The organism is Streptomyces sp. CBMA123, from assembly GCF_014596465.1.
Lineage (GTDB): Bacteria > Actinomycetota > Actinomycetes > Streptomycetales > Streptomycetaceae > Kitasatospora.
In genome coordinates, this window is record NZ_MECK01000512.1 from 1 (window position 1) to 18,567 (window position 18,567).

The 18,567-nt window shown below is 72.7% G+C and carries 22 protein-coding genes; 15 read left to right on the forward strand and 7 right to left on the reverse strand.

What is annotated here, in order from left to right; genetic code table 11:
* Positions 1-65: 65 nt before the first annotated feature.
* Complete coding sequence (locus tag BG452_RS35510; protein ID WP_223243206.1) at positions 66-1,280, reverse strand: glycoside hydrolase family 26 protein; 1,215 nt, start codon at positions 1,278-1,280, stop codon at positions 66-68.
* A gap of 369 nt (positions 1,281-1,649) precedes the next feature.
* Here BG452_RS35510 and BG452_RS35515 point away from each other — a divergent pair, with 369 nt between their 5' ends.
* The 9 genes from BG452_RS35515 (at position 1,650) to BG452_RS35555 (ending at position 8,631) form a co-directional block, all read left to right on the forward strand.
* On the forward strand, positions 1,650-2,669 hold the full coding sequence (locus BG452_RS35515) for a hypothetical protein (protein WP_188308455.1): 1,020 nt from the start codon (positions 1,650-1,652) through the stop codon (positions 2,667-2,669).
* Between the two features lie 210 nt (positions 2,670-2,879).
* On the forward strand, positions 2,880-4,478 hold the full coding sequence (gene abc-f / locus BG452_RS35520; RefSeq protein WP_188308456.1) for a ribosomal protection-like ABC-F family protein: 1,599 nt from the start codon (positions 2,880-2,882) through the stop codon (positions 4,476-4,478).
* 327 nt (positions 4,479-4,805) lie between these two features.
* Positions 4,806-5,039: a helix-turn-helix domain-containing protein gene (locus BG452_RS35525; RefSeq protein WP_030059940.1), complete on the forward strand. Its 234-nt coding sequence runs from the start codon at positions 4,806-4,808 to the stop codon at positions 5,037-5,039.
* Positions 5,040-5,270: 231 nt separating this feature from the next.
* A complete protein-coding gene (locus BG452_RS35530; protein WP_188308457.1) occupies positions 5,271-6,077 on the forward strand; it encodes an enoyl-CoA hydratase/isomerase family protein in 807 nt (268 codons plus the stop codon).
* Between the two features lie 158 nt (positions 6,078-6,235).
* Positions 6,236-6,769, forward strand: a complete 534-nt coding sequence (locus tag BG452_RS35535; protein ID WP_188308458.1) for an Asp23/Gls24 family envelope stress response protein — start codon at positions 6,236-6,238, stop codon at positions 6,767-6,769.
* A gap of 44 nt (positions 6,770-6,813) precedes the next feature.
* Positions 6,814-7,005: a hypothetical protein gene (locus BG452_RS35540; RefSeq protein ID WP_188308459.1), complete on the forward strand. Its 192-nt coding sequence runs from the start codon at positions 6,814-6,816 to the stop codon at positions 7,003-7,005.
* Entirely contained in the window at positions 7,005-7,352 is a 348-nt protein-coding gene (locus tag BG452_RS35545) for a hypothetical protein (RefSeq protein ID WP_188308460.1), read from the forward strand. Before BG452_RS35540 ends, BG452_RS35545 begins: the two co-directional genes overlap by 1 nt.
* Positions 7,349-7,981 (forward strand): DUF6286 domain-containing protein, encoded by a 633-nt coding sequence (locus BG452_RS47900; protein ID WP_188308461.1) that lies wholly within the window; start codon positions 7,349-7,351, stop codon positions 7,979-7,981. The genes BG452_RS35545 and BG452_RS47900 overlap by 4 nt, the downstream gene beginning before the upstream one ends.
* The gene (locus BG452_RS35555) at positions 7,978-8,631 is read left to right on the forward strand and encodes an alkaline shock response membrane anchor protein AmaP (RefSeq protein ID WP_188308462.1); all 654 of its coding nucleotides are present in this window, start codon (positions 7,978-7,980) and stop codon (positions 8,629-8,631) included. Before BG452_RS47900 ends, BG452_RS35555 begins: the two co-directional genes overlap by 4 nt.
* Before the next feature lie 65 nt (positions 8,632-8,696).
* On the opposite strand, the gene BG452_RS35560 is transcribed toward BG452_RS35555, so the two are convergent.
* Positions 8,697-9,494, reverse strand: a complete 798-nt coding sequence (locus BG452_RS35560) for an SDR family oxidoreductase (protein WP_188308463.1) — start codon at positions 9,492-9,494, stop codon at positions 8,697-8,699.
* 430 nt (positions 9,495-9,924) lie between these two features.
* Here BG452_RS35560 and BG452_RS35565 point away from each other — a divergent pair, with 430 nt between their 5' ends.
* Both BG452_RS35565 and trxA read left to right on the forward strand, forming a co-directional pair.
* Complete coding sequence (locus tag BG452_RS35565; RefSeq protein WP_188308492.1) at positions 9,925-10,332, forward strand: MerR family transcriptional regulator; 408 nt, start codon at positions 9,925-9,927, stop codon at positions 10,330-10,332.
* 3 nt (positions 10,333-10,335) lie between these two features.
* Positions 10,336-10,668: a thioredoxin gene (gene trxA, locus BG452_RS35570; RefSeq protein ID WP_223243207.1), complete on the forward strand. Its 333-nt coding sequence runs from the start codon at positions 10,336-10,338 to the stop codon at positions 10,666-10,668.
* A gap of 3 nt (positions 10,669-10,671) precedes the next feature.
* Here the strand turns inward: trxA and BG452_RS35575 are convergent, their stop codons facing one another.
* Complete coding sequence (locus tag BG452_RS35575) at positions 10,672-11,475, reverse strand: SURF1 family protein (RefSeq protein ID WP_188308464.1); 804 nt, start codon at positions 11,473-11,475, stop codon at positions 10,672-10,674.
* Positions 11,476-11,506: 31 nt separating this feature from the next.
* Positions 11,507-12,502 (reverse strand): DEDDh family exonuclease, encoded by a 996-nt coding sequence (locus BG452_RS35580; protein WP_188308465.1) that lies wholly within the window; start codon positions 12,500-12,502, stop codon positions 11,507-11,509.
* A gap of 145 nt (positions 12,503-12,647) precedes the next feature.
* On the opposite strand from BG452_RS35580, the gene BG452_RS35585 reads away from it, so the two are divergent.
* The 4 genes from BG452_RS35585 to moaA all read left to right on the forward strand — a co-directional run bounded on the left by BG452_RS35585 (position 12,648) and on the right by moaA (position 16,978).
* Entirely contained in the window at positions 12,648-13,691 is a 1,044-nt protein-coding gene (locus BG452_RS35585) for a zinc-dependent alcohol dehydrogenase family protein (RefSeq protein WP_188308466.1), read from the forward strand.
* A gap of 259 nt (positions 13,692-13,950) precedes the next feature.
* Positions 13,951-14,307, forward strand: coding sequence for a DUF485 domain-containing protein (locus BG452_RS35590; protein ID WP_188308467.1), 357 nt, complete (start codon positions 13,951-13,953; stop codon positions 14,305-14,307).
* Positions 14,304-15,911, forward strand: coding sequence for a cation acetate symporter (locus BG452_RS35595; RefSeq protein WP_188308468.1), 1,608 nt, complete (start codon positions 14,304-14,306; stop codon positions 15,909-15,911). Before BG452_RS35590 ends, BG452_RS35595 begins: the two co-directional genes overlap by 4 nt.
* A 77-nt stretch (positions 15,912-15,988) precedes the next feature.
* Entirely contained in the window at positions 15,989-16,978 is a 990-nt protein-coding gene (gene moaA / locus BG452_RS35600; RefSeq protein ID WP_188308469.1) for a GTP 3',8-cyclase MoaA, read from the forward strand.
* Between the two features lie 7 nt (positions 16,979-16,985).
* On the opposite strand, the gene BG452_RS35605 is transcribed toward moaA, so the two are convergent.
* From BG452_RS35605 to BG452_RS35615, 3 genes are all read right to left on the reverse strand, one after another.
* Positions 16,986-17,204, reverse strand: coding sequence for a hypothetical protein (locus BG452_RS35605; protein ID WP_188308470.1), 219 nt, complete (start codon positions 17,202-17,204; stop codon positions 16,986-16,988).
* 266 nt (positions 17,205-17,470) lie between these two features.
* Positions 17,471-17,854 carry a DUF3099 domain-containing protein gene (locus BG452_RS35610; RefSeq protein ID WP_188308471.1) on the reverse strand — a complete coding sequence of 128 codons (384 nt, stop codon included), beginning with the start codon at positions 17,852-17,854 and terminating at the stop codon, positions 17,471-17,473.
* Between the two features lie 145 nt (positions 17,855-17,999).
* Positions 18,000-18,548 (reverse strand): RNA 2'-phosphotransferase, encoded by a 549-nt coding sequence (locus tag BG452_RS35615; protein WP_188308494.1) that lies wholly within the window; start codon positions 18,546-18,548, stop codon positions 18,000-18,002.
* Between the last annotated feature and the right edge of the window lie 19 nt (positions 18,549-18,567).

Genomic DNA, 18,567 nt, shown 5'->3' on the forward strand with positions numbered 1-18,567 from the left:
CGCTTCCCCCGGCTCAAGGAGGCCCTGCTGGCCCGCCGCCGGGCCTGACCGCGGCCCTCGGCGCGCTAACGACGCGACGGCGTGCCGGCCGCGGACGGGCTGGGCGACGCGCCGGCCGAGGGGCTCGCCGTCGCGCCCGGCAGGGCCGGGGTCCCGGGCGTGGCGGACGGGTTCGGTACGGCGGGGACGCTCGGCACCACCGGCACGATCGGGGCCGGGGGCACCGTCGGCACCGCCGTCGGCGCCCCCGGCGAACCGGCCATCAGCTGCTTGAACGCCGACGTCGACCGCGGATTGCTCCGGCACTGGAAGAAGCCGTGCGGGCAGTAGTCGGTGACGGTCTGGTAGGCGGTGTCATGGGTGCGCATCCACTCGACCATCCGCCGGACGAACTCGGGGTTGTCGCCGTTGCGGAACAGCCCCCACTCCGGGTACGAGACCGGCTTGCCGCGCTTGGCCGCGAACTCCACCTGGTCCTGCAGGCCGTACGGCTCGCGCACGTAGTCGTCGAAGGTGCTCCCGGCCGGCTGGTCGTAGCTGTCCATGCCGATGATGTCGACCACGTCGTCGCCGGGGTAGCACTTGGTCCACGGGATGGCGTCCAGGCCCCGGGTGGGGGCGAAGTCGAAGCGGAACCGCTGCCCGGGCACCGAGCGCATCACCCCGACGATCCGGCGCCAGTACGCCTTCCACGCGGTCGGGTCGGGCTTGCAGCGGTGGGTGTAGGTGACGCCGTTCATCTCCCAGCCGAGGGTGATCACGGTGTCCGCGCCGCCGAGCGCCACCAGCCGGCGGGCGAGCCGGAGGAAGTGGCTGTCGAAGTCCCCGCGCGCGCCCTGGCCGAGCAGCTTGGCGACCTGGCCGTCCGGCAGGTTCGCCTCGTTGGGCACCAGCATCGGCACGCCGAGCACGAGCAGCCGGGACGGGTCGGCCAGCCGCCACTGCGACCACAGGCCGAGCACCACCGGCTCGCCCTCGATGTCCGCCCAGCCGTTGCCCGCCAGGTAGGTGTGGCCGACCTGCATGTTGGCGCCGCCCAGCCACTGGGCGTACTTGCCGATCTGCGGGATGTAGTCGTCCCAGGAGCCGACGAAGGCGCCGAACGGGGGCTCGTGCTTGGGCCGTTGGACCGGCGGGCGGGATGCCGCGCCGCGCGGCTCGAAGGCGTCCGAGGAGAGGCCGTGCCGGTCGGTCTGGCTGAGCGGCGTCCCGGCCGGGACACTGGCCGTGGCCAGCAGCAGCAGAGCGGCGGCGGCCAGCGTCAGGCGGCCGATGCGCATGGTCTCTCCTCCGGATGTCGCGGGAGCGGGGCGGGCGGTGGCGACGTCGACGGACGGTCGCGCCACGCTCGCCGACAGTAGGCCCGGTGGGGGAGGGAGAAGCCGAATGTCACCCTAAAGTGGGCGATATTCGAACGCCGTCTGCCGCAACACCCGTTCGGCCCGGCCCCGTGTATCAGCTCTGTAACGGTCCGGCGCGGCTTACGGCGCCCGCCCCGGAGGGCTCCGCCGACCGGCCGGGGAGCCGACGGCGCAGGTGGGCGGGCGGGCGTACCGGACGGGCGCGCACCGTCCGGCGTGCGGTCGACCGGACGCCCGGGCGGCGATTCCGGGCTGACTCGCCCGCCCGGCGAAAGGTACGCTCCGGCCGTGTCCTGGAAGCCGCCGCGCGTACTCACCCCCCGGTCGATCCTGCCTGCCCTGGCGGTGATGCTGGTCCTTGCGGCCGGTGCTGCGGCGCACGCGAACAAGCCGGTGCCGTTCGGCGACCGGGTGGCGGGGCCGGGCGACGCGGAGGCGACGCCGGTGAACTCGCAGTCGGTCAGCTCGGCCGACCTGGACCTCAAGGTGGTCGGCCCCGGCCTGGAGGCCTACCACAAGCAGACCGGCGAGCGGGCCTGGTCGTACCGCCGCGAGGGCGCCGAGGCGCTCTACCTGGCGATGGCCGGGGACAACGCGATCGTGGTCTGGGACGACGGCCTGGTCACCTCGGTGCGCCCGGGCGACCACGAGGTGCGCTGGCACCGCGCCGTGCCGGGCCTCGCGGACTACCTGCGCGCCGACGGCGAGCCGGGCGCGGACAAGCGCACCGACGCCCAGCGCAAGGAGACCGCCGTCCAGCGGGCCGCGGCCGCGCTGCACACCGTCCAGCGGGACGGTTCGCCCTGGCTGGCCGTGGTGACGCCCAACCTGACCATGGGCCTGCGCGACGTCGACGGCGACCTGCGGTACAACGACCGGCCCTCCAACGGCTGCCTCTTCGACCCGCTGCGCACCGTGCACACCGGCTACGCCGTACTCATCCCGCGCACCTGCACCAACAGCAGCGGGGTGCCCGTCTCCGGCGGCATCACCGGCTACCGGCTGGACAGCAACGGCTGGTCGATGATCACCGGCCCGGCGGCGACGGTGAAGGTGCTGGACAACAGCCGGGTCGAGATCACCGACGGCCCGATCGTGCCGCCCAAGGTCTTCGACACCAAGGCGGCCGCCCCCGAGACGGCCTGCGCCAACCCGGACGCGCCGTTCGCGGCGGTCCGGCCGAAGGACGGCTGCGCCGACCCGGCGGCGAGCCCGACGACGACCCCGGCCGCCCCGGCGGACCAGCCAGCTCCGACGACGGCCCCGGCGGTTTCCGCGAGCGACCAGGCGACCGCGGCCCAGCAGTAGCCGAGGGTCGGCCGGTACCCCAGGGCGGTACGCCCCCGGGGCGTTTCGCGCGGCCCGGTAGACTGGCCGTCATGGCTATCTTCTCCGGGCAATAGCGGGCGGCGGCGCCCAGTTCCACCGCGCCGACCGCCGATGAAGCCCCCTTCCCGCTTCCCGCCGCCCGGGCCGCTGCCCGGCCGCCCGCCCACGTCCCAGGAGTAGTTCCCAGCCATGATTTCCGCCAACGCCCTCGAGCTGCGTGCCGGTGCCCGGATCCTGATCGAGTCCGCGAGCTTCAAGGTCGCCGCAGGTGACCGGATCGGTCTGGTCGGGCGCAACGGCGCCGGCAAGACCACGCTCACCAAGGTGCTGGCCGGCGAGGGCCTGCCCGCCGCCGGTACGGTCACCCGTTCGGGCGAGGTCGGCTACCTCCCGCAGGACCCGCGCACCGGTGACCTGGACGTCCTCGCCAAGGACCGCATCCTCTCCGCCCGCGGCCTCGACACCGTGCTGAAGAAGATGCGCGAGAACGAGGACCGGATGGCCAACGGCAAGGGCGCCACCCAGGAGAACGCGATGAAGAAGTACGCGCGCCTGGAGACCGAGTTCCTCACCAAGGGCGGGTACGCCGCCGAGGCCGAGGCCGCCACCATCGCCGCCGCGCTGGGCCTGCCGGACCGCATCCTCGGCCAGCCGCTGCACACCCTCTCCGGCGGTCAGCGCCGCCGGGTCGAGCTCGCCCGGATCCTCTTCTCGGACTCCGACGTGCTGCTGCTCGACGAGCCCACCAACCACCTGGACGCGGACTCGATCGTCTGGCTGCGGGACTTCCTGAAGACGTACAAGGGCGGCTTCATCGTCATCTCGCACGACGTCGACCTGGTCGAGACGGTCGTCAACAAGGTCTTCTACCTGGACGCCAACCGCTCCAGCATCGACGTCTACAACATGGGCTGGAAGCAGTACCAGCAGCAGCGCGAGGACGACGAGAAGCGCCGCAAGCGCGAGCGGGCCAACGCCGAGAAGAAGGCCGCGACCCTGAACGCGCAGGCCGACAAGATGCGCGCCAAGGCGACCAAGACGGTGGCCGCGCAGAACATGGCCCGCCGCGCCGACAAGCTGCTTTCCGGCCTGGAGCAGGCCCGGGTGAACGACAAGGTCGCCAAGCTGCGCTTCCCGGACCCGGCGCCCTGCGGCAAGACCCCGCTGACCGCCAGCGGCCTGTCCAAGTCCTACGGTTCGCTGGAGATCTTCACCGACGTCGACCTGGCGATCGACCGGGGTTCCCGGGTCGTCGTGCTGGGCTTCAACGGCGCCGGCAAGACCACCCTGCTGCGGATGCTGGCCGGGGTGGAGGCGCCGGACACCGGCGAGGTGATCCCGGGCCACGGCCTGAAGGTCGGCTACTACGCCCAGGAGCACGAGACGCTCGACCCGGACCGCAGCGTCCTGGAGAACATGCGCTCGGCCGCGCCGGACACCGACCTGGTGCAGATCCGCAAGATCCTCGGGTCCTTCCTGTTCTCCGGCGACGACGTGGACAAGCCGGCCGGGGTGCTCTCCGGCGGTGAGAAGACCCGACTGGCCCTGGCCACCCTGGTGGTCTCCTCGGCCAACGTGCTGCTGCTGGACGAGCCCACCAACAACCTCGACCCGGCCAGCCGCGAGGAGATCCTGGGCGCGCTGCGCGAGTTCTCCGGCGCGGTCGTGCTGGTCACCCACGACGAGGGCGCGGTCGAGGCGCTCGACCCGGAGCGGATCATCCTGCTGCCCGACGGGGTCGAGGACCTGTGGAACCCGTCGTACGCCGATCTGGTCTCGTTGGCCTGACCGGAAGTAGACGTCGCCTCCGCTTTTCGGACCAGAAAATCTAGTCCTTTCGGCGTGTCCGGGAATGAAGAAGACCCGGATTCCGTTTAAGCACTTCCCGTCGGCCCGCCACTCGAACGTGGTCGGGCCGACGCTGCTGATCAGCTCTTTCTCGGTGGACGGCGGCATCCGCCCGGGGGCGTGCACTCTGCGTGAGCGCCCTGGTGCGCTCGGATCACCACCGCAGGACCACGCATTTGCGACATCGACCTTGTCGAATGGGTGGCCAGGACGCGGTGGATGGGTGATCATGGGAATCTGACCGAGCAACGCTACGAGGAGGCACGGGTGGCCGAGACTCTGAAAAAGGGCAGCCGGGTGACCGGTGCCGCGCGTGAGAAGCTCGCGGCCGATCTCAAGAAGAAGTACGACTCCGGGGCGAGCATTCGCGCTCTCGCGGAGGAGACCGGTCGTTCGTACGGCTTCGTGCACCGGATGCTGAGCGAGTCCGGAGTGATCCTCCGGGGCCGCGGCGGTGCCACGCGGGGCAAGAACAAGGCAACTGCCGGGGCCGGTTCCTGACGGTCCGTCGGCCCTGAGCTGGATGGCGCGGCGGCAGGACGCCGGCCGAGGAGACGACGGCTGACCGCAGCCGGGCGTCCGCCCTCGGGCCGAGTGGACCGGCCGCCGATCGTCATGTCCGGATCCCGGCCCCGGCGCCCGCTCCGATCTTTCCGAGCCGGGGCCCTGCCCGTCCCCGTCCAGGTTTGTTACTCTCCGGTAGCCAAGTCCCCCGCCACCGGAGGTTCCCGCATGACCGCCCCCGCCACCGACCCGCAGGCCCCGAGCTGGGAGCGGGACGGCGTCCGTCTGGAGATCGACGGCGAGCTCGCCGTCGTCACCCTCTGTCAGCCCAAGCGGCGCAACGCCCAGTCGCCCGCGCTCTGGCGCGCCCTCGCCCAGGCCGGACGCGAGCTGCCCGGCAGCGTGCGGGTGGTGCTGCTGCGCGCCGAGGGCGTCTCCTTCTCGGCCGGACTGGACCGGGCCATGTTCACCCCCGAGGGCATCCCCGGCGAGCCCACCTTCCTGCAGCTGGCCGGCTCCGCCGACCAGGAGCTGGACGACGCCATCGCCGCCTACCAGGAGGCCTTCACCTGGTGGCGCCGCGCCGACCTGGTCACCATCGCCGTCGTCCAGGGGCACGCCGTCGGCGCGGGCTTCCAGCTCGCCCTCGGCTGCGACCTGCGGGTGGTCGCCGACGACGTGCAGTTCGCGATGAAGGAGACCTCGCTCGGGCTCGTCCCCGACCTGGCCGGCACCAAGCCGCTGGTCGAACTCGTCGGCTACGCCCGGGCGCTGGAGATCTGCGCGACCGGCCGCTGGGTGGGTGCCGAGGAGGCCGCCGCGACCGGGCTGGCCAACCTGGCCGTACCCGGCGCCGAGCTGGACGCCGCCGCCCGGGACCTCGCCGCCGCCCTGCTGGCCGCGCCGCGCGGGGCCGTGATCGAGACCAAGGCGCTGCTGCAGGGTGCCTCCGGACGGTCGTACGACGAGCAGCGTTCGGCCGAACGGGTGGCCCAGGCCCGACGACTGCGGGAACTCGCCGGTATCGGCGACTGACCTCGGCGTTTCCGCCGGGAGGCCCGGCCCAGGGGAAAGCCCCGGGGCCGGGCCTCCGGTGTTTCCGGAGTTCGCTCGGCAGGCGGGGCCCGTGGCGAGATGCCAGAGTTGGGGAGGTTTGCGATATAGCTGGAGCCGCTACGAGGGAGATGCGCCCCATGCCTGACACTCCGACGCCCGGGACCCTGCACAAGAACCCCGGCGGTGCGCCGACGCCCGGCCCGCCCGCCGGCGCCAAGCCAGCGTCCGGCACGGGCGGGGACGGCGGCCGGCCGGTCGGCGAGCGCGGCCGCACGGCGCTGGCGGTCGGCGTGGTGGAGAAGATCGCCGGGATGGCCGCCCGCGAGGTCACCGGCATCCACGCGCTGGGATCCGGACTGGCCCGTACCTTCGGCGCGATGCGGGACCGGGTGCCCGGCGGCAAGTCCAGCATCGGGCGCGGGATCAAGGCCGAGGTCGGCGAGAAGCAGACCGCGATCGACATCGCCCTGGTGGTCGAGTACGGCGTGGTGATCCCCGAACTCGCCCACCAGGTGCGGGAGAACATCATCGACGCGGTCGAGCGGATGACCGGCCTGGAGGTCGTCGAGGTCAACATCGCGGTCAACGATGTCCACCTCCCGGACGAACCGGAGTTCGAGGAGGAAGAGGAGCCGGTGACACCGGCGGGGCAGCGGCCCAAGCTCAAGTAGCACCCGGGGTGGGTTCGGTTCGGCGGAGGACGAGGGAGTAGCGGATGAACCTGGCCATCGTCGGCCTGGTGGTGGGCATGGCCCTCGGCTTCGCCGGGTACTTCGGCGGGTTCGCGGCGTTCCTGCTGGTGGCGGCGCTCGGACTGGTCGGCTTTGTGGCAGGGCGTCTGCTGGAGGGCGACATCGACCTCGGCGACCTCGGGGACCTGTTCCGCGGCCGCGACCGGCGGCGCTGATGGGGGCCTCCGTCCCGGCCCCCGCCCCCGGTGCGGCGCGCCGGGGGCGGCTTCGGGTCGCCGACCGGGTGTACGAGCGGATCGCCGGGCAGGCCGCCCGGGAGGTGCTCGCCCAGGCCTGGGCCGGACGGTCCGTGAAGGGGGCGCCGCCCCGGGTGTCGGTGGCCCGGCCGGGCAGCACGGTGACCGTGCGGGTGGCCGTCGAACTGCCCTTCCCCGGCGACCTCGCGGGCCTCGCCCGGGGCGTGCGGGACCGGGTGGCGGCGCAGGTGGTCGGGCTGACCGGGACGAGGGTGTCCGAAGTGGTCGTGGTGGTCGAGAAGTTGGTCGCCGGGGGAGCGTGGTGAGCACGGAACCGCAGGCCTCCGAACCGGTGGCGTCGGACCGGCCGCCGAAGGTGCCGCGGCTGTGGGCGGGGCGGGGGGCCGCGGCAGCGCTGGTCGCCACCGTGGTGCTGGTGGTGGCCGGGGCGCTGCTGTACGACGCGGTCGCGGTGCGGGCCGGGCAGCCGGCCCGGCGGTGGCGGGCACAGATCGCCGACGAGCTGGCCACGCGGCACCTGGACGACCTGTGGGTGCTGGTGGGGGCCGGGGCGTCGGCCCTGGCCGGGATGTGGCTGCTGTGGCTGGCGTTTGCGCCCGGGCTGCGACGGTGGCTGGTGCTGCGGCCGTACGGGGGGACGGGAGCGGCGATCGAGCGGGCCGGGATCGGGCACCTGCTGGCGGACCGGGCCGCCGGGCTGGAGGGCGTCGACCAGCTGCGGATCCGGGTCGGGCGGCGGCGGGTGCGGGTGTCGGTGAGCGGGCCGGTGGATCCGGCCGGGGTGCAGCGGCAGCTGCGGGAGGAGCTGGCGCGGGTCGGGCTGGCGCGGCCGTTGCGGCTGGACGTGCGGAGCTGGCGCGGGTCGGCCGGGGTGGTGGCGGAGGGTGTGGTGGCGGACGGCGCGCCGGATCGGACTGGGGAGACGGCGGGATGAGGCGGACGATCGTCAACCGGGTGCTGCTCGGGCTGGTGGGCGCGGTGGTGCTGGGCGTCGGGGTGCTGGTGCTCGCGGGCGGGCTGGACCTGTACCGGCGGCTCGGGGTCGACCCGCCGGCCTGGTGGCCGCTGACCTCACCGCACCAGCCGGTGGTCAGTGCGCGCTCCCGGGGGCGGTGGGTCGGCTCCTCGTGGTGGTGGCCGACGGTGATCGGGGGGCTGTCGGTGCTGGTCCTGGGGATGGCCTGGTGGCTGGTGGCGCAGCTGCGGCGGACCGGGCTGGCTCACATCGCGGTGCCGACGCCGGGAGTGGGCGGGCTGCGGATGCGGGTGAACTCGCGGGCGCTGGAGGAGGCGCTGGAGCACGGCACGGCGGCGCTGCCGGAGGTGGAGCGGGCCGGGGTGCGCCTGGTGCGCGCCCCTGGGCATCCGCGGCTGCGGGGCGCCGTACGGCTGACGCCCGGCGGGGATCCGGTCGGGCTGGTGGAGCACTTCGAGGACGGGCCGCGGGCGGACGCCGTACGGAGCCTGGGGCTGGCGGAGCTGCCGGCCGACCTGCGGATCCGGGTGCTGCAGGAGGCCCCCGCCGGGCGACGGCGCCGGTCCGGGCGGCGCCGTGGTCAGCGGGGGCATCGTCAGCTGGAGTAGCGGGCGGGGCTCAGAAGGAGCGGAGGGGCTCAGCGGGAGCGGGGGCTCAGAGCGAGTGGCGGGGCTCAGAGCGAGCGGAGGGCGCCGCCGTCGACGGGGACCATCAGGCCGGTCAGGTAGGAGGCGGCGGGGGAGAGCAGGAAGGCGGCGACCCTGCCGAACTCCTCGGGAGTGCCGTAGCGGCCGAGCGGGATGTCGGCGCTGTGCAGGGCGCGGGCGGCCTCGGGGTCGGCGGCCAGGGCGTCCAGCTCCCGGACCCGGTCGGTGTCGATCCGGGCGGGGAGCAGGCCGAGCACCCGGATGCCGCGGGGGCCGAGCTCGTCGGCGAGGGCCTTGGCGGCCATCGCGAGGCCGGGGCGCAGGCCGTTGGAGATACCGAGGCCGGGGATCGGCTGGCGGACCGAACTGGAGAGTACGAAGCCGATCACGCCGCCGGAGGGGAGGGCGGCGGCCGCGGCGCGGGCCAGGCGCAGGGCGCCCAGGAAGACGGACTCGAAGGCGTCGCGCCAGGCGGTCTCGGGGGTGGTCTCGACGGGGCCGGCCTGGGGGCCGCCGACGCTGATCAGGATGCCGTCGAAGCGGCCGAAGCGGGTGGTGGCTTCGGCGATCAGGCGCTCGGCGGTGTCGGGGGCGGCGTTGTCGGCGACCAGGCCGTGGGCGGTGCCGGGGGTTTGGGCGGTGCCGGAGCCTTGGGCGGCGCCGTGGGCGTTGAGTGCGCTGACGGCGGTGTCGACGGCCTGTCGGGTGCGGCCGCTGATGAGCACGTGGGCGCCGTCGGCGACGAGTTCGCGGGCGGCGGCGAGGCCCAGGCCTCGGGTGGCGCCGGTGACGATGTAGGCCTTGTTGGTGAGTCCGAGATCCATGGGGGACATCTTGCCGGGGTGGGGGGTTCTGGGGTGGTCGGGGGGGCTCTCGGGAGGGTGGGTGCCGGGGGCGGCTCCGGGGGTGGCCGCTCCGGGGGCTGGGTGATTTTCGGACTGCCGACTCTGTGGGTGGGGTGTTGGGACCGTTGGCAGTCTGAAAATCACCCGTCACGCCCCTCTCCGCAGCCACCCCCTGCGCCGCCCCCTTCCGCAGCGCGTCCCTCTCGCCTGGTGAGGAGGGGGTGGGTGGGTGGGGGAGGTGGGGGGAGGGGTGCGGGGGCGGGTGGGTGCGGCTTGGGGGGTGGGGGGTGTTGCGGGCGCGTGGGCTTTGTCCTGCGCGCCCGCGTGGATGGGGGTTGGTGTGGGCTGGCGTTGACGTCGGGGGGAAGGTTTAGCGTCGGTGGCGGTTGTTCGGGAGGAGTGGGTCGGCGTGCGGATCGGGGAGTTGGCGGAGCGGGCGGGGACGACTACGCGGGCGTTGCGGTACTACGAGCAGTTGGGGTTGTTGCCGGCCCGGCGGGCGGGCAACGGATACCGGGCGTACGGGGAGGAGGACCTGCGGCTGTTGCGGGAGATCCGGATGTTGCAGGACTTCGGGTTCGGGTTGGAGGAGACCCGGCCGTTCGTGGAGTGTCTGCGGGCGGGGCACCCGGAGGGGGATTCCTGTCCGGCCTCGTTGGACGTGTACCGGCGGAAGTTGGCCGAGTTGGACGAGTGCATCGCGCGCTTGCGGGACGTCCGGGTGCAGGTGGCCGGGCAGTTCGAGCGGGCCGTCCGGGCGCGGGACGAACTCGCGGCCGCCGAGCAGCCGCCCCAGTGTGAACTCGCGGAGGAGTAGACGATGGTGGAGATCGTGGGTGTGCCGGCGGTGACGGACGAGACGTTCGCGGCGGAGGTGCTGGCGGCCGAGGGGCCGGTGCTGGTCGACTTCACGGCGGACTGGTGCCCGCCGTGCCGGATGATGGCGCCGGTGCTGGCGGACGTCGCGCGGGAGGAGGCGCACCGGATGCGGGTGGTGAGCGTCGACGTGGACCGCAATCCCCGTACCCAGGCGGCGTACGGGGTGTTGTCGATGCCGACGCTGATGCTGTTCAGGGACGGGCTGCCGGTGCGGTCGGTGGTGGGGGCGCGGGCGAAGGCGCGGCTTCTGCGGGAGTTGGAGGACGTGCTGTAGGCGCTAGGCCGGCAGGGCGTCGAGGGCGACGTCGGGTTCGGCGGCCTGCTTGGCGCGGTCCTTGGCCTCGCGGCGGATGAGCACCCAGACGCCGACGGGGATCATCGCGGTGAACAGCCACCACTGGATGGCGTAGGCCATGTGCGGGCCGATGTCCGAGTGGTCGGGCGCGGGGATCAGCTGGGGCTGGTCGGCCGGGGCCGGGGTGGTGGCGGTGAGTTCCAGGTAGCCGCCGAGGAGGGTGGTGCCGGTCTCCTTGGACTGCTGTTCGGTGTTGATCAGGTTGAACTGGCGGTCGGGGAGGCCGGCCCGGTCCTTGACCCACCCACCGCTGCTGCCGGTGGTCTCGTCGGCGCGCAGCCGGCCGGTGAGGGTGACCTCGCCGGTGGGGGCGGCCGGGACGGGCGGGTACTGGGTGGCGCCGTCGGCGGAGGGGACCCAGCCGCGGTTGATCAGGACAGTGCCCTTGCCGTCGGAGAGCTTCAGCGGGGTGACGACGAAGTAGCCGAGGGTCCCGTTGGAGTCGGTCCGTTTGCGGACCACGAACTCGTGTGCCGGGTCGTACTGTCCGGTGGCCGTCACGGCGTGCCAGGTGAGGGCGGACGGCACGGCGGCGCCGGGGGTCGCGGACAGGCTGTCGAAGGGCTCCGGCGAGGCCGTGAGGGCCTTGCCGATCAGCTCGTTCCGGGCCACCCGTGCCTCGTGGCGGTGCAGCTGCCAGAAGCCCAGCTTGATCGTCGCGGGGATCAGCAGCAGCGCGATCAGCATGGTGATCAGCCACTGTCGGGTCAGCAGAAAACGGTACACATGGGAACGGTACGCCGACCTCACAACCGGCTCACGCACCGGGGTGCGGGGCGACCTCGCGCAGCAGTTGGAGGAAGGCGTCCTCGGTGACCACCGGGGTGCCGACGTCGCGGGCCTTGCGGGCCTTGCCGCTCCAGCTGGTCGGCTCGTTGGTGACCAGCAGGCTGGTGAGCCGGCTGACCGAGGTGGCGATGTGCAGGCCGGCCTCGACGGTGCGGTCCTCCAGCACCTCGCGATCGGTGGCGGTGTCGCCGGTGAAGGCCACCCGCATGCCCTGGACCAGCGGCTTGCCGTCCTCCCAGCGCCCCGGGTTGGGGTACGGGCAGGGCGGGCGCTTCTTGGCCTGGCGGTACTGGGCGCCGGTCCAGTTGCCGCGGCCGGGGGCGGCGGGCTCGTCCTCACCGAGGTCGGTGACCGCGACGCAGTTCTGCAGCGGGAGCGGGAGGCCGGCCAGCCGGGCCAGGTGCAGGCTGGGGCGGAAGGCCTCGGCGAGCACCCGGGCGTCGTCCAGGGCGTTGTGGGCGTTGCGCTGCTGGACGCCGAAGTGGGCGGCGAGCGAGGCGAGCTTGCCGTTGGGCAGCGGGAGGCGCAGGTCGCGGGAGAGGACCATGGTGCACAGCCGCTGCTCGACCGGGGCGCTGCGGCCAGCCCGGGAGAACTCGCGGGAGATCATGTTCCAGTCGAAGAGGGCGTTGTGCGCGACCAGGACGCGGTTCTCCAGGCGGGTGGCGAACTCGTCGGCGATCTCGGGGAAGGTCGGGGCGCCGGAGAGCAGTTCGGCGGTGAGGCCGTGGATCCAGACCGGGCCTGGATCCCGCTCGGGGTTGACCAGGGTGTACCAGTGGTCGGTCACCTCACCGTCGCCGTCCAGCTGGTAGACGCCCGCCGAGATGACGCGGTCGGAGCGGCCGAGACCGGTGGTCTCGACGTCGACGACCGCGAAGCCCTTGGCGGGTGCGGCGGAGCGCTGGGCGGGGACCGGGGCGGTCCGCGGCGCGCCGTACGTCTCGGGCTGGATCGGTTGCATGGTCCAACAGGATAAGGGGCGGACTGGTCGCGTCCGGTCGAAATGTTCCGACCGGACGGCCGGAATAGAGTGGGCATCGAGGGTGTCGTACACCTGGTCGAGTTCGTTTCCGGCCGGTCGGCCGGATTTGTGTGAGGAAGAACGCATGCGCGCCACGGTGATCCACGGACCGAACGACATCCGGATCGAAGAGGTGCCGGACCCGGTGATCAAGCACCCGACGGACGTGGTGGTCCGGGTGGTGAACGCCTGCATCTGCGGCAGCGACCTGTGGGCCTACCGCGGGGTGGCCCAGCGGGTGGCCGGGCAGCGGATCGGGCACGAGTTCCTGGGTGTGGTCGAGGAGGCCGGCGCCGAGGTGCGGGGCTTCGCCAAGGGTGACCTGGTGGTCGCGCCCTTCGTCTGGTCGGACGGCGTCTGCGAGTTCTGTCGCGAGGGCCTGCAGACCTCCTGCCCGCACGGCGGGTTCTGGGGCGAGGTCGGTTCGGACGGCGGCCAGGGCGAAGCCGTCCGGGTGCCGTTCGCGGACGGGACGCTGGTGAAGCTGCCGAAGGACGCGGCGGGCGACGAGAAGCTGCTGACGGGCATGCTGGCGCTGTCTGACGTGATGTCCACCGGGCACCACGCGGCGGTGTCGGCCCGGGTGCGCCCGGGTGCGACGGTCGCGGTGGTCGGCGACGGCGCGGTGGGCCTTTGCGGCGTGCTGGCGGCACACCGGCTGGGCGCGGGCCGGATCATCGCGCTGGGCCGGCACCCGGCCCGGACGGAGCTGGCCCGGCGCTTCGGGGCGACGGACGTGGTGGCCGAGCGCGGTGACGCCGCGGTCGAGGCCGTGAAGGAGCTGACCGGCGGGCTGGGCGCGCACGCGGTGCTGGAGGCGGTCGGCACCGAGGAGTCGATGCGGACGGCGATCTCGATCGCCCGGGACGGCGGCGCGGTCGGTTACGTGGGTGTGCCGCACGGTGGCAGCGCGGGCGTCGACATCGGTCAGATGTTCGGCCGAAACGTTTCGCTCAACGGTGGCGTCGCGCCGGCCCGGGCGTACATCCCCGAACTGCTGCCGGACGTGCTCTCGGGCGCGATCGAGCCGGGCCTGGTCTTCGACCGGACGGTGGACCTGGACGGTGTGCCGGACGGCTACCGGGCGATGGACGACCGGTCCGCGCTGAAGGTCCGCATCGCCTTCTGACGCTTCGTCAACAGGGGCGGCACCGTTGGACGGTGTCGCCCCTTTCGGTTGTCGCGGCCCGATTCGGAGGGGATGCGAGTGGTGGTTTTCGGCCAATTGGATGGTGCGAGGGGGTGAACGACTGGCTGATCGCGGTCAACCCCTTCCGGGGTGGGCACGACGCTCCTAGCATTGCGCGGCGCGCACGAGGAATGTGACGTCCCTCACGTTCGATTGGTCCCCTCGTGTGACCGCTACGCCGAAGGAGTGAGGAGACAGAGTGGATTCGCCGCCGATCACCACCAGCGCTACGGAAGTCCAACTCATCGACGACAGCGAGGAGTTCCGTACCCTGCGGCGCTCGTTCCGGAGCTTCGCCTTCCCGGTCACCATCGGCTTCGTGCTCTGGTACCTGCTCTACGTCCTGCTCTCCTGCTACGCCCCCGGGCTGATGGGCACCAAGGTCGTCGGGCACATCAACGTGGCCCTGGTGCTCGGGCTGCTGCAGTTCGTCACCACCTTCGTCATCGCCGGCTGGTACGCCCGCTACGCGGACCGGCGGATCGACCCGCCCGCCGCCGCGATCCGCGAGGCCCACGGCGCCGTCGTCCACGCTCCCCGGGAGTCCGCCGAATGACACTGCTCGCCAGTTCCGCCACCGATCACCGCGGCCTGACGATGGCCCTGTTCGGGCTCTTCGTGCTGACGACCCTGGCCATCACCGTGTGGGCCGGGCGGCAGAACCGCAGCGCCGCCGACTTCTACGCCGGCGGCCGCGGCTTCACCGGATTCCAGAACGGCCTGGCCATCTCCGGCGACTACATGTCCGCTGCCTCCTTCCTCGGCATCGCCGGCACCATCGCACTGGCCGGCTACGACGGCTTCCTGTACTCGATCGGCTTCCTGGTCGCCTGGCTGGTCGCGCTGCTGCTGATCGCCGAACCGCTGCGCAACTCGGGCCGGTTCACCATGGCGGACGTGCTCGCCTTCCGGATGCGCCAGCGCCCGGTGCGCACCGCGGCGGGCGTGTCCACCATCGTGGTGTCGATCTTCTACCTGCTGGCCCAGATGGTCGGTGCCGGGACGCTGGTGGCCCTGCTGCTCGGGGCCGAGGGGAACGCCGCCAAGCGCTGGACCATCGTCGGCGTCGGCGCCCTGATGATCGTCTACGTGGTGATAGGGGGTATGAAGGGCACCACCTGGGTGCAGATCGTCAAGGCCGTGCTGCTGATCGTCGGTGCCGCGCTGATGACCGTCCTGGTGCTGGCCAAGTACCACTTCAACCCCTCGGAGCTGCTCGGCGCGGCGGCGAGCGCCAGCGGCAAGGGCGAGGCCTTCCTGCAACCCGGGCAGAAGTACGGCACCGGCACCGCGAAGCTCGACTTCATCAGCCTCGGCATCGCGCTGGTCCTCGGCACCGCAGGCCTGCCGCACATCCTGGTCCGCTTCTACACCGTGCCCACCGCCAAGGCGGCCCGGAAGTCGGTGCTCTGGGCGATCGGCATCATCGGCGTCTTCTACCTGATGACCCTGGCGCTCGGCTTCGGCGCCGCGGCCCTGGTCGGCTCCAAGGAGATCAAGGCGGCCAACGCGGCCGGCAACACGGCCGCCCCTCAGCTGGCCGAGGCGCTCGGCGGCGGCAGCGGCACGACCGGCGGGGCGATCCTGCTCGCGGTGATCTCGGCGGTCGCCTTCGCCACCATCCTGGCCGTGGTCGCCGGGCTCACCCTGGCCTCGTCAGCCTCCTTCGCCCATGACCTGTACGCCAACGTGATCCGGCGCGGGAAGGCGAGCGAACGGGAGGAGGTGCGGTCGGCGAAGTGGGCGGCCGTCGGGATCGGCGCGGTCTCGATCGTGCTCAGCCTCTTCGCGGACAAGCTCAACACCGCCGCCCTGGTGGCGCTGGCCTTCGCGGTGGCGGCCTCGGCGAATCTGCCCACCCTGCTCTACTCGCTGTTCTGGAAGCGCTTCACCACCGCCGGCGCGGTCAGCTCGGTCTACGCCGGCCTGGTCAGCTCGGTGCTGCTGGTGGTCTTCTCCCCGGTGGTCTCGGGTGCCAAGACCTCGCTCTTCCCGGCCTCCGACTTCCACTGGTTCCCACTGGAGAACCCGGGCCTGGTCTCCATCCCGATCGGCTTCCTGGCCGGCTGGTTGGGCACCCTGCTGTCCAAGGAACCGTCCGACCCGGCGAAGTACGCTGAACTCGAGGTCCGCTCGCTGACCGGGCTGGGCGCCCACTGATCGTTGCGGCATGACTATGCTGGCCCGGCCCCCGCCGCGACGGGGCCGGGCCGGCTGCTTTTCGGGAAGGGACGCACGTGCTGCTCGACACCTTCGGACGACGCGCCGTCGACCTGCGGGTTTCCCTGACCGACCGGTGCAACCTCCGCTGCACGTACTGCATGCCCGAAGAGGGACTGCAGTGGCTGGCCAAGCCCGAGCTGCTGACCGACGAGGAGATCGTCCGGCTGGTCACCCTGGCCGTGCGCGACCTGGGGGTGCGCGAGGTCCGCTTCACCGGCGGCGAACCGCTGCTGCGCCCCGGACTGGTCGCGATCGTGGCCGCCTGCGCCGATCTGGAGCCGCGCCCCGAGCTGTCGCTGACCACCAACGGCATCGGGCTGGCCCGGACCGCGACGGCACTGCGCGAGGCCGGGCTGGACCGGGTCAACGTCTCGATGGACACCCTCGACCCGGAGGTGTTCTTCACGCTCACCCGCCGCCGGCGCCACCAGGACGTGCTGGACGGGCTGGCCGCCGCCGAGACGGCCGGGCTGGCGCCGGTGAAGCTGAACGCGGTGCTGATGCGCGGGGTCAACGACCACGAGGCGGCCGACCTGCTCGCCTGGTGCCTGGAGCGGGGCTACGAGCTGCGCTTCATCGAGCAGATGCCGCTGGACGCCCAGCACGGCTGGGAGCGCTCGTCGATGATCACCGCGGAGGAGATCCTGGACCTGCTCCGGGCCCGCTTCGCGCTCACCCCGGAGCCGTCCGCCCGCCGGGGCGCGGCGCCCGCCGAGCGCTGGGTGGTGGACGGCGGCGCGGGCCGGGTCGGGGTGATCGCCTCCGTCACCCGGCCGTTCTGCCGGGCCTGCGACCGGACCCGGCTGACCGCCGACGGTCAGGTGCGCAACTGCCTGTTCGCCACCGGGGAGACCGACCTGCGCACCGCGCTGCGCTCGGGGGCGGACGACGCGGAGCTGGCCGCGCTGTGGCGGGCGGCGATGTGGGGCAAGAAGGCCGGGGCCGGGATCGACGACCCGGAGTTCCACCAGCCCGAGCGGCCGATGTCGGCGATCGGCGGCTAGCCGTCCGCTAGTTGTCTTCGGAGGTCCAGTCGGCGAAGGCGACGACCTCCTTGAGGAAGCCGCGCACGCCCAGGAACTGGGACAGGTGCTCGCGGTGCTCCTCGCAGGCGAGCCAGGTCTTGCGGCGGTCCGGGGTGTGCAGCTTGGGGTTGTTCCACACCAGCACCCAGTGGGCGTCCGCCCGGCAGCCCTTGGCGGAGCAGATCGGCGTCTGCGGGGTGTCCATCGGGGGCCGTCCTCGGTGTTCGGCGGGTGCGTCGTCACCGCCAGTCTGTCACGCTGATCCGGCCCGCCCGGATCCGGGCATGGCGACGCCGGGCAGCCACGGGGGGAGCCGCCCGGCGTCGGTCCGTCGCTCCGACGGGGGATGCGGAGCGCGTACGCAGTATGTCACGCCGGGGGGCTCGGTTGGGGAGGTCTTGCATGATTAATCTGAGCTTCTTTTGAGCTTTCGCCGAGCTGATTTTGGCTCAACCCCCGTAAACGGGACGGTCAGTCGGTGCCCTGTGAAGTTTCGGTGCCAGCGGGCTTTGCCTGTCCTGTACCAGCAGGCGCACCAGCCCCACCCGTACCACCCGGGCCGAGCATCAGCTGGGTGTCGGCCGGGAAGTCGAAGGTGCTCGGCAGCCCGGGCGTCTGCTCCCGGCCGGCGTTGGCGATCAGCACCGCGAAGTACGGCAGCAGGACGCCGCCGCCCAGGGCCGCGAAGGCGAGCCAGCGCTCGACGTTCCACAGCACCACCGCGAGCAGGACGCAGAGGGTGCGGATCAGCATCGAGATGACGTAGCGGCGCTGGCGCCCCCGGACGTCCTCGGAGAGACTGCTGCGGGCCCCGGTGATCCGGTAGACCCGTCCGCCGTCGGCGTTCTTGCCCATGTCTCCTACCGCCCTCGTCCACGCACCCGCGCGCCGTTCCGCGCGGCTTCCTCACGGTACGCCGGGGGGCCGGGGACGACGAGACCGGGTGGGCGGGGCCCACCCGGTCGGGCGTGATAGGGGAGCCGTACGGCGCTATCGGGGTTCAGGAGCGGCGGGAGAGGTACTGCGGGGGGACGGCGTCGGTGAGCCAGACGCCGTTCGCGCTGAGCCGGAACTCGTGGCCGGCCGCCGCCATCGCGGCCGCGTTCACGGTGAGCACGACCGGGCGGCCGTGCCGGGCGCCGACCCGGGTGGCCGTCTCGGTCTCCGCCGACAGGTGCACGTCCTGCCGGGTCATCGGGCGCAGGCCCTCGCGGAAGATCGAGGCCAGGTGGCGGTCGGCGGTGCCGTGGTAGAGCACGTGGGGCGGCACGGTGGCGGTCAGACCGAGGTCGACCGTCACCGTGTGGCCCTGGTTGGCGCGGATCGAGAGGCCGTTCGCGGAGTAGCCGAAACGGCGCTTGTTGTCCGTGGCCACGACGTGGTCCAGTTCGATCCTGGTGAGCGGCCGGCCCTTCGCCGTGAGGGCGTCGAGCAGGACGTCGACCCGGACCCAGCCGGAGCCGTCCAGGGTGATCCCCACCAGCTCCGGCTCGTGCCGCAGGATGCGCGACAGCATCTTGCTCGATCTGACCAGCCGCTTCTCGTCCATCATGTTCTTTCCATCCCCC

Bases quoted from the DNA above. Each gene is read 5' to 3' on its own strand.
- BG452_RS35510 (WP_223243206.1), bottom strand. From the start codon at position 1,280: ATGCGCATCGGCCGCCTGACGCTGGCCGCCGCCGCTCTGCTGCTGCTG.
- abc-f (WP_188308456.1), top strand. From the start codon at position 2,880: ATGATTTCCGCCAACGCCCTCGAGCTGCGTGCCGGTGCCCGGATCCTG.
- BG452_RS35530 (WP_188308457.1), top strand. From the start codon at position 5,271: ATGACCGCCCCCGCCACCGACCCGCAGGCCCCGAGCTGGGAGCGGGAC.
- BG452_RS35535 (WP_188308458.1), top strand. From the start codon at position 6,236: ATGCCTGACACTCCGACGCCCGGGACCCTGCACAAGAACCCCGGCGGT.
- BG452_RS35540 (WP_188308459.1), top strand. From the start codon at position 6,814: ATGAACCTGGCCATCGTCGGCCTGGTGGTGGGCATGGCCCTCGGCTTC.
- BG452_RS35545 (WP_188308460.1), top strand. From the start codon at position 7,005: ATGGGGGCCTCCGTCCCGGCCCCCGCCCCCGGTGCGGCGCGCCGGGGG.
- BG452_RS35555 (WP_188308462.1), top strand. From the start codon at position 7,978: ATGAGGCGGACGATCGTCAACCGGGTGCTGCTCGGGCTGGTGGGCGCG.
- BG452_RS35560 (WP_188308463.1), bottom strand. From the start codon at position 9,494: ATGGATCTCGGACTCACCAACAAGGCCTACATCGTCACCGGCGCCACC.
- trxA (WP_223243207.1), top strand. From the start codon at position 10,336: ATGGTGGAGATCGTGGGTGTGCCGGCGGTGACGGACGAGACGTTCGCG.
- BG452_RS35580 (WP_188308465.1), bottom strand. From the start codon at position 12,502: ATGCAACCGATCCAGCCCGAGACGTACGGCGCGCCGCGGACCGCCCCG.
- BG452_RS35585 (WP_188308466.1), top strand. From the start codon at position 12,648: ATGCGCGCCACGGTGATCCACGGACCGAACGACATCCGGATCGAAGAG.
- BG452_RS35595 (WP_188308468.1), top strand. From the start codon at position 14,304: ATGACACTGCTCGCCAGTTCCGCCACCGATCACCGCGGCCTGACGATG.
- BG452_RS35605 (WP_188308470.1), bottom strand. From the start codon at position 17,204: ATGGACACCCCGCAGACGCCGATCTGCTCCGCCAAGGGCTGCCGGGCG.
- BG452_RS35610 (WP_188308471.1), bottom strand. From the start codon at position 17,854: ATGGGCAAGAACGCCGACGGCGGACGGGTCTACCGGATCACCGGGGCC.
- BG452_RS35615 (WP_188308494.1), bottom strand. From the start codon at position 18,548: ATGGACGAGAAGCGGCTGGTCAGATCGAGCAAGATGCTGTCGCGCATC.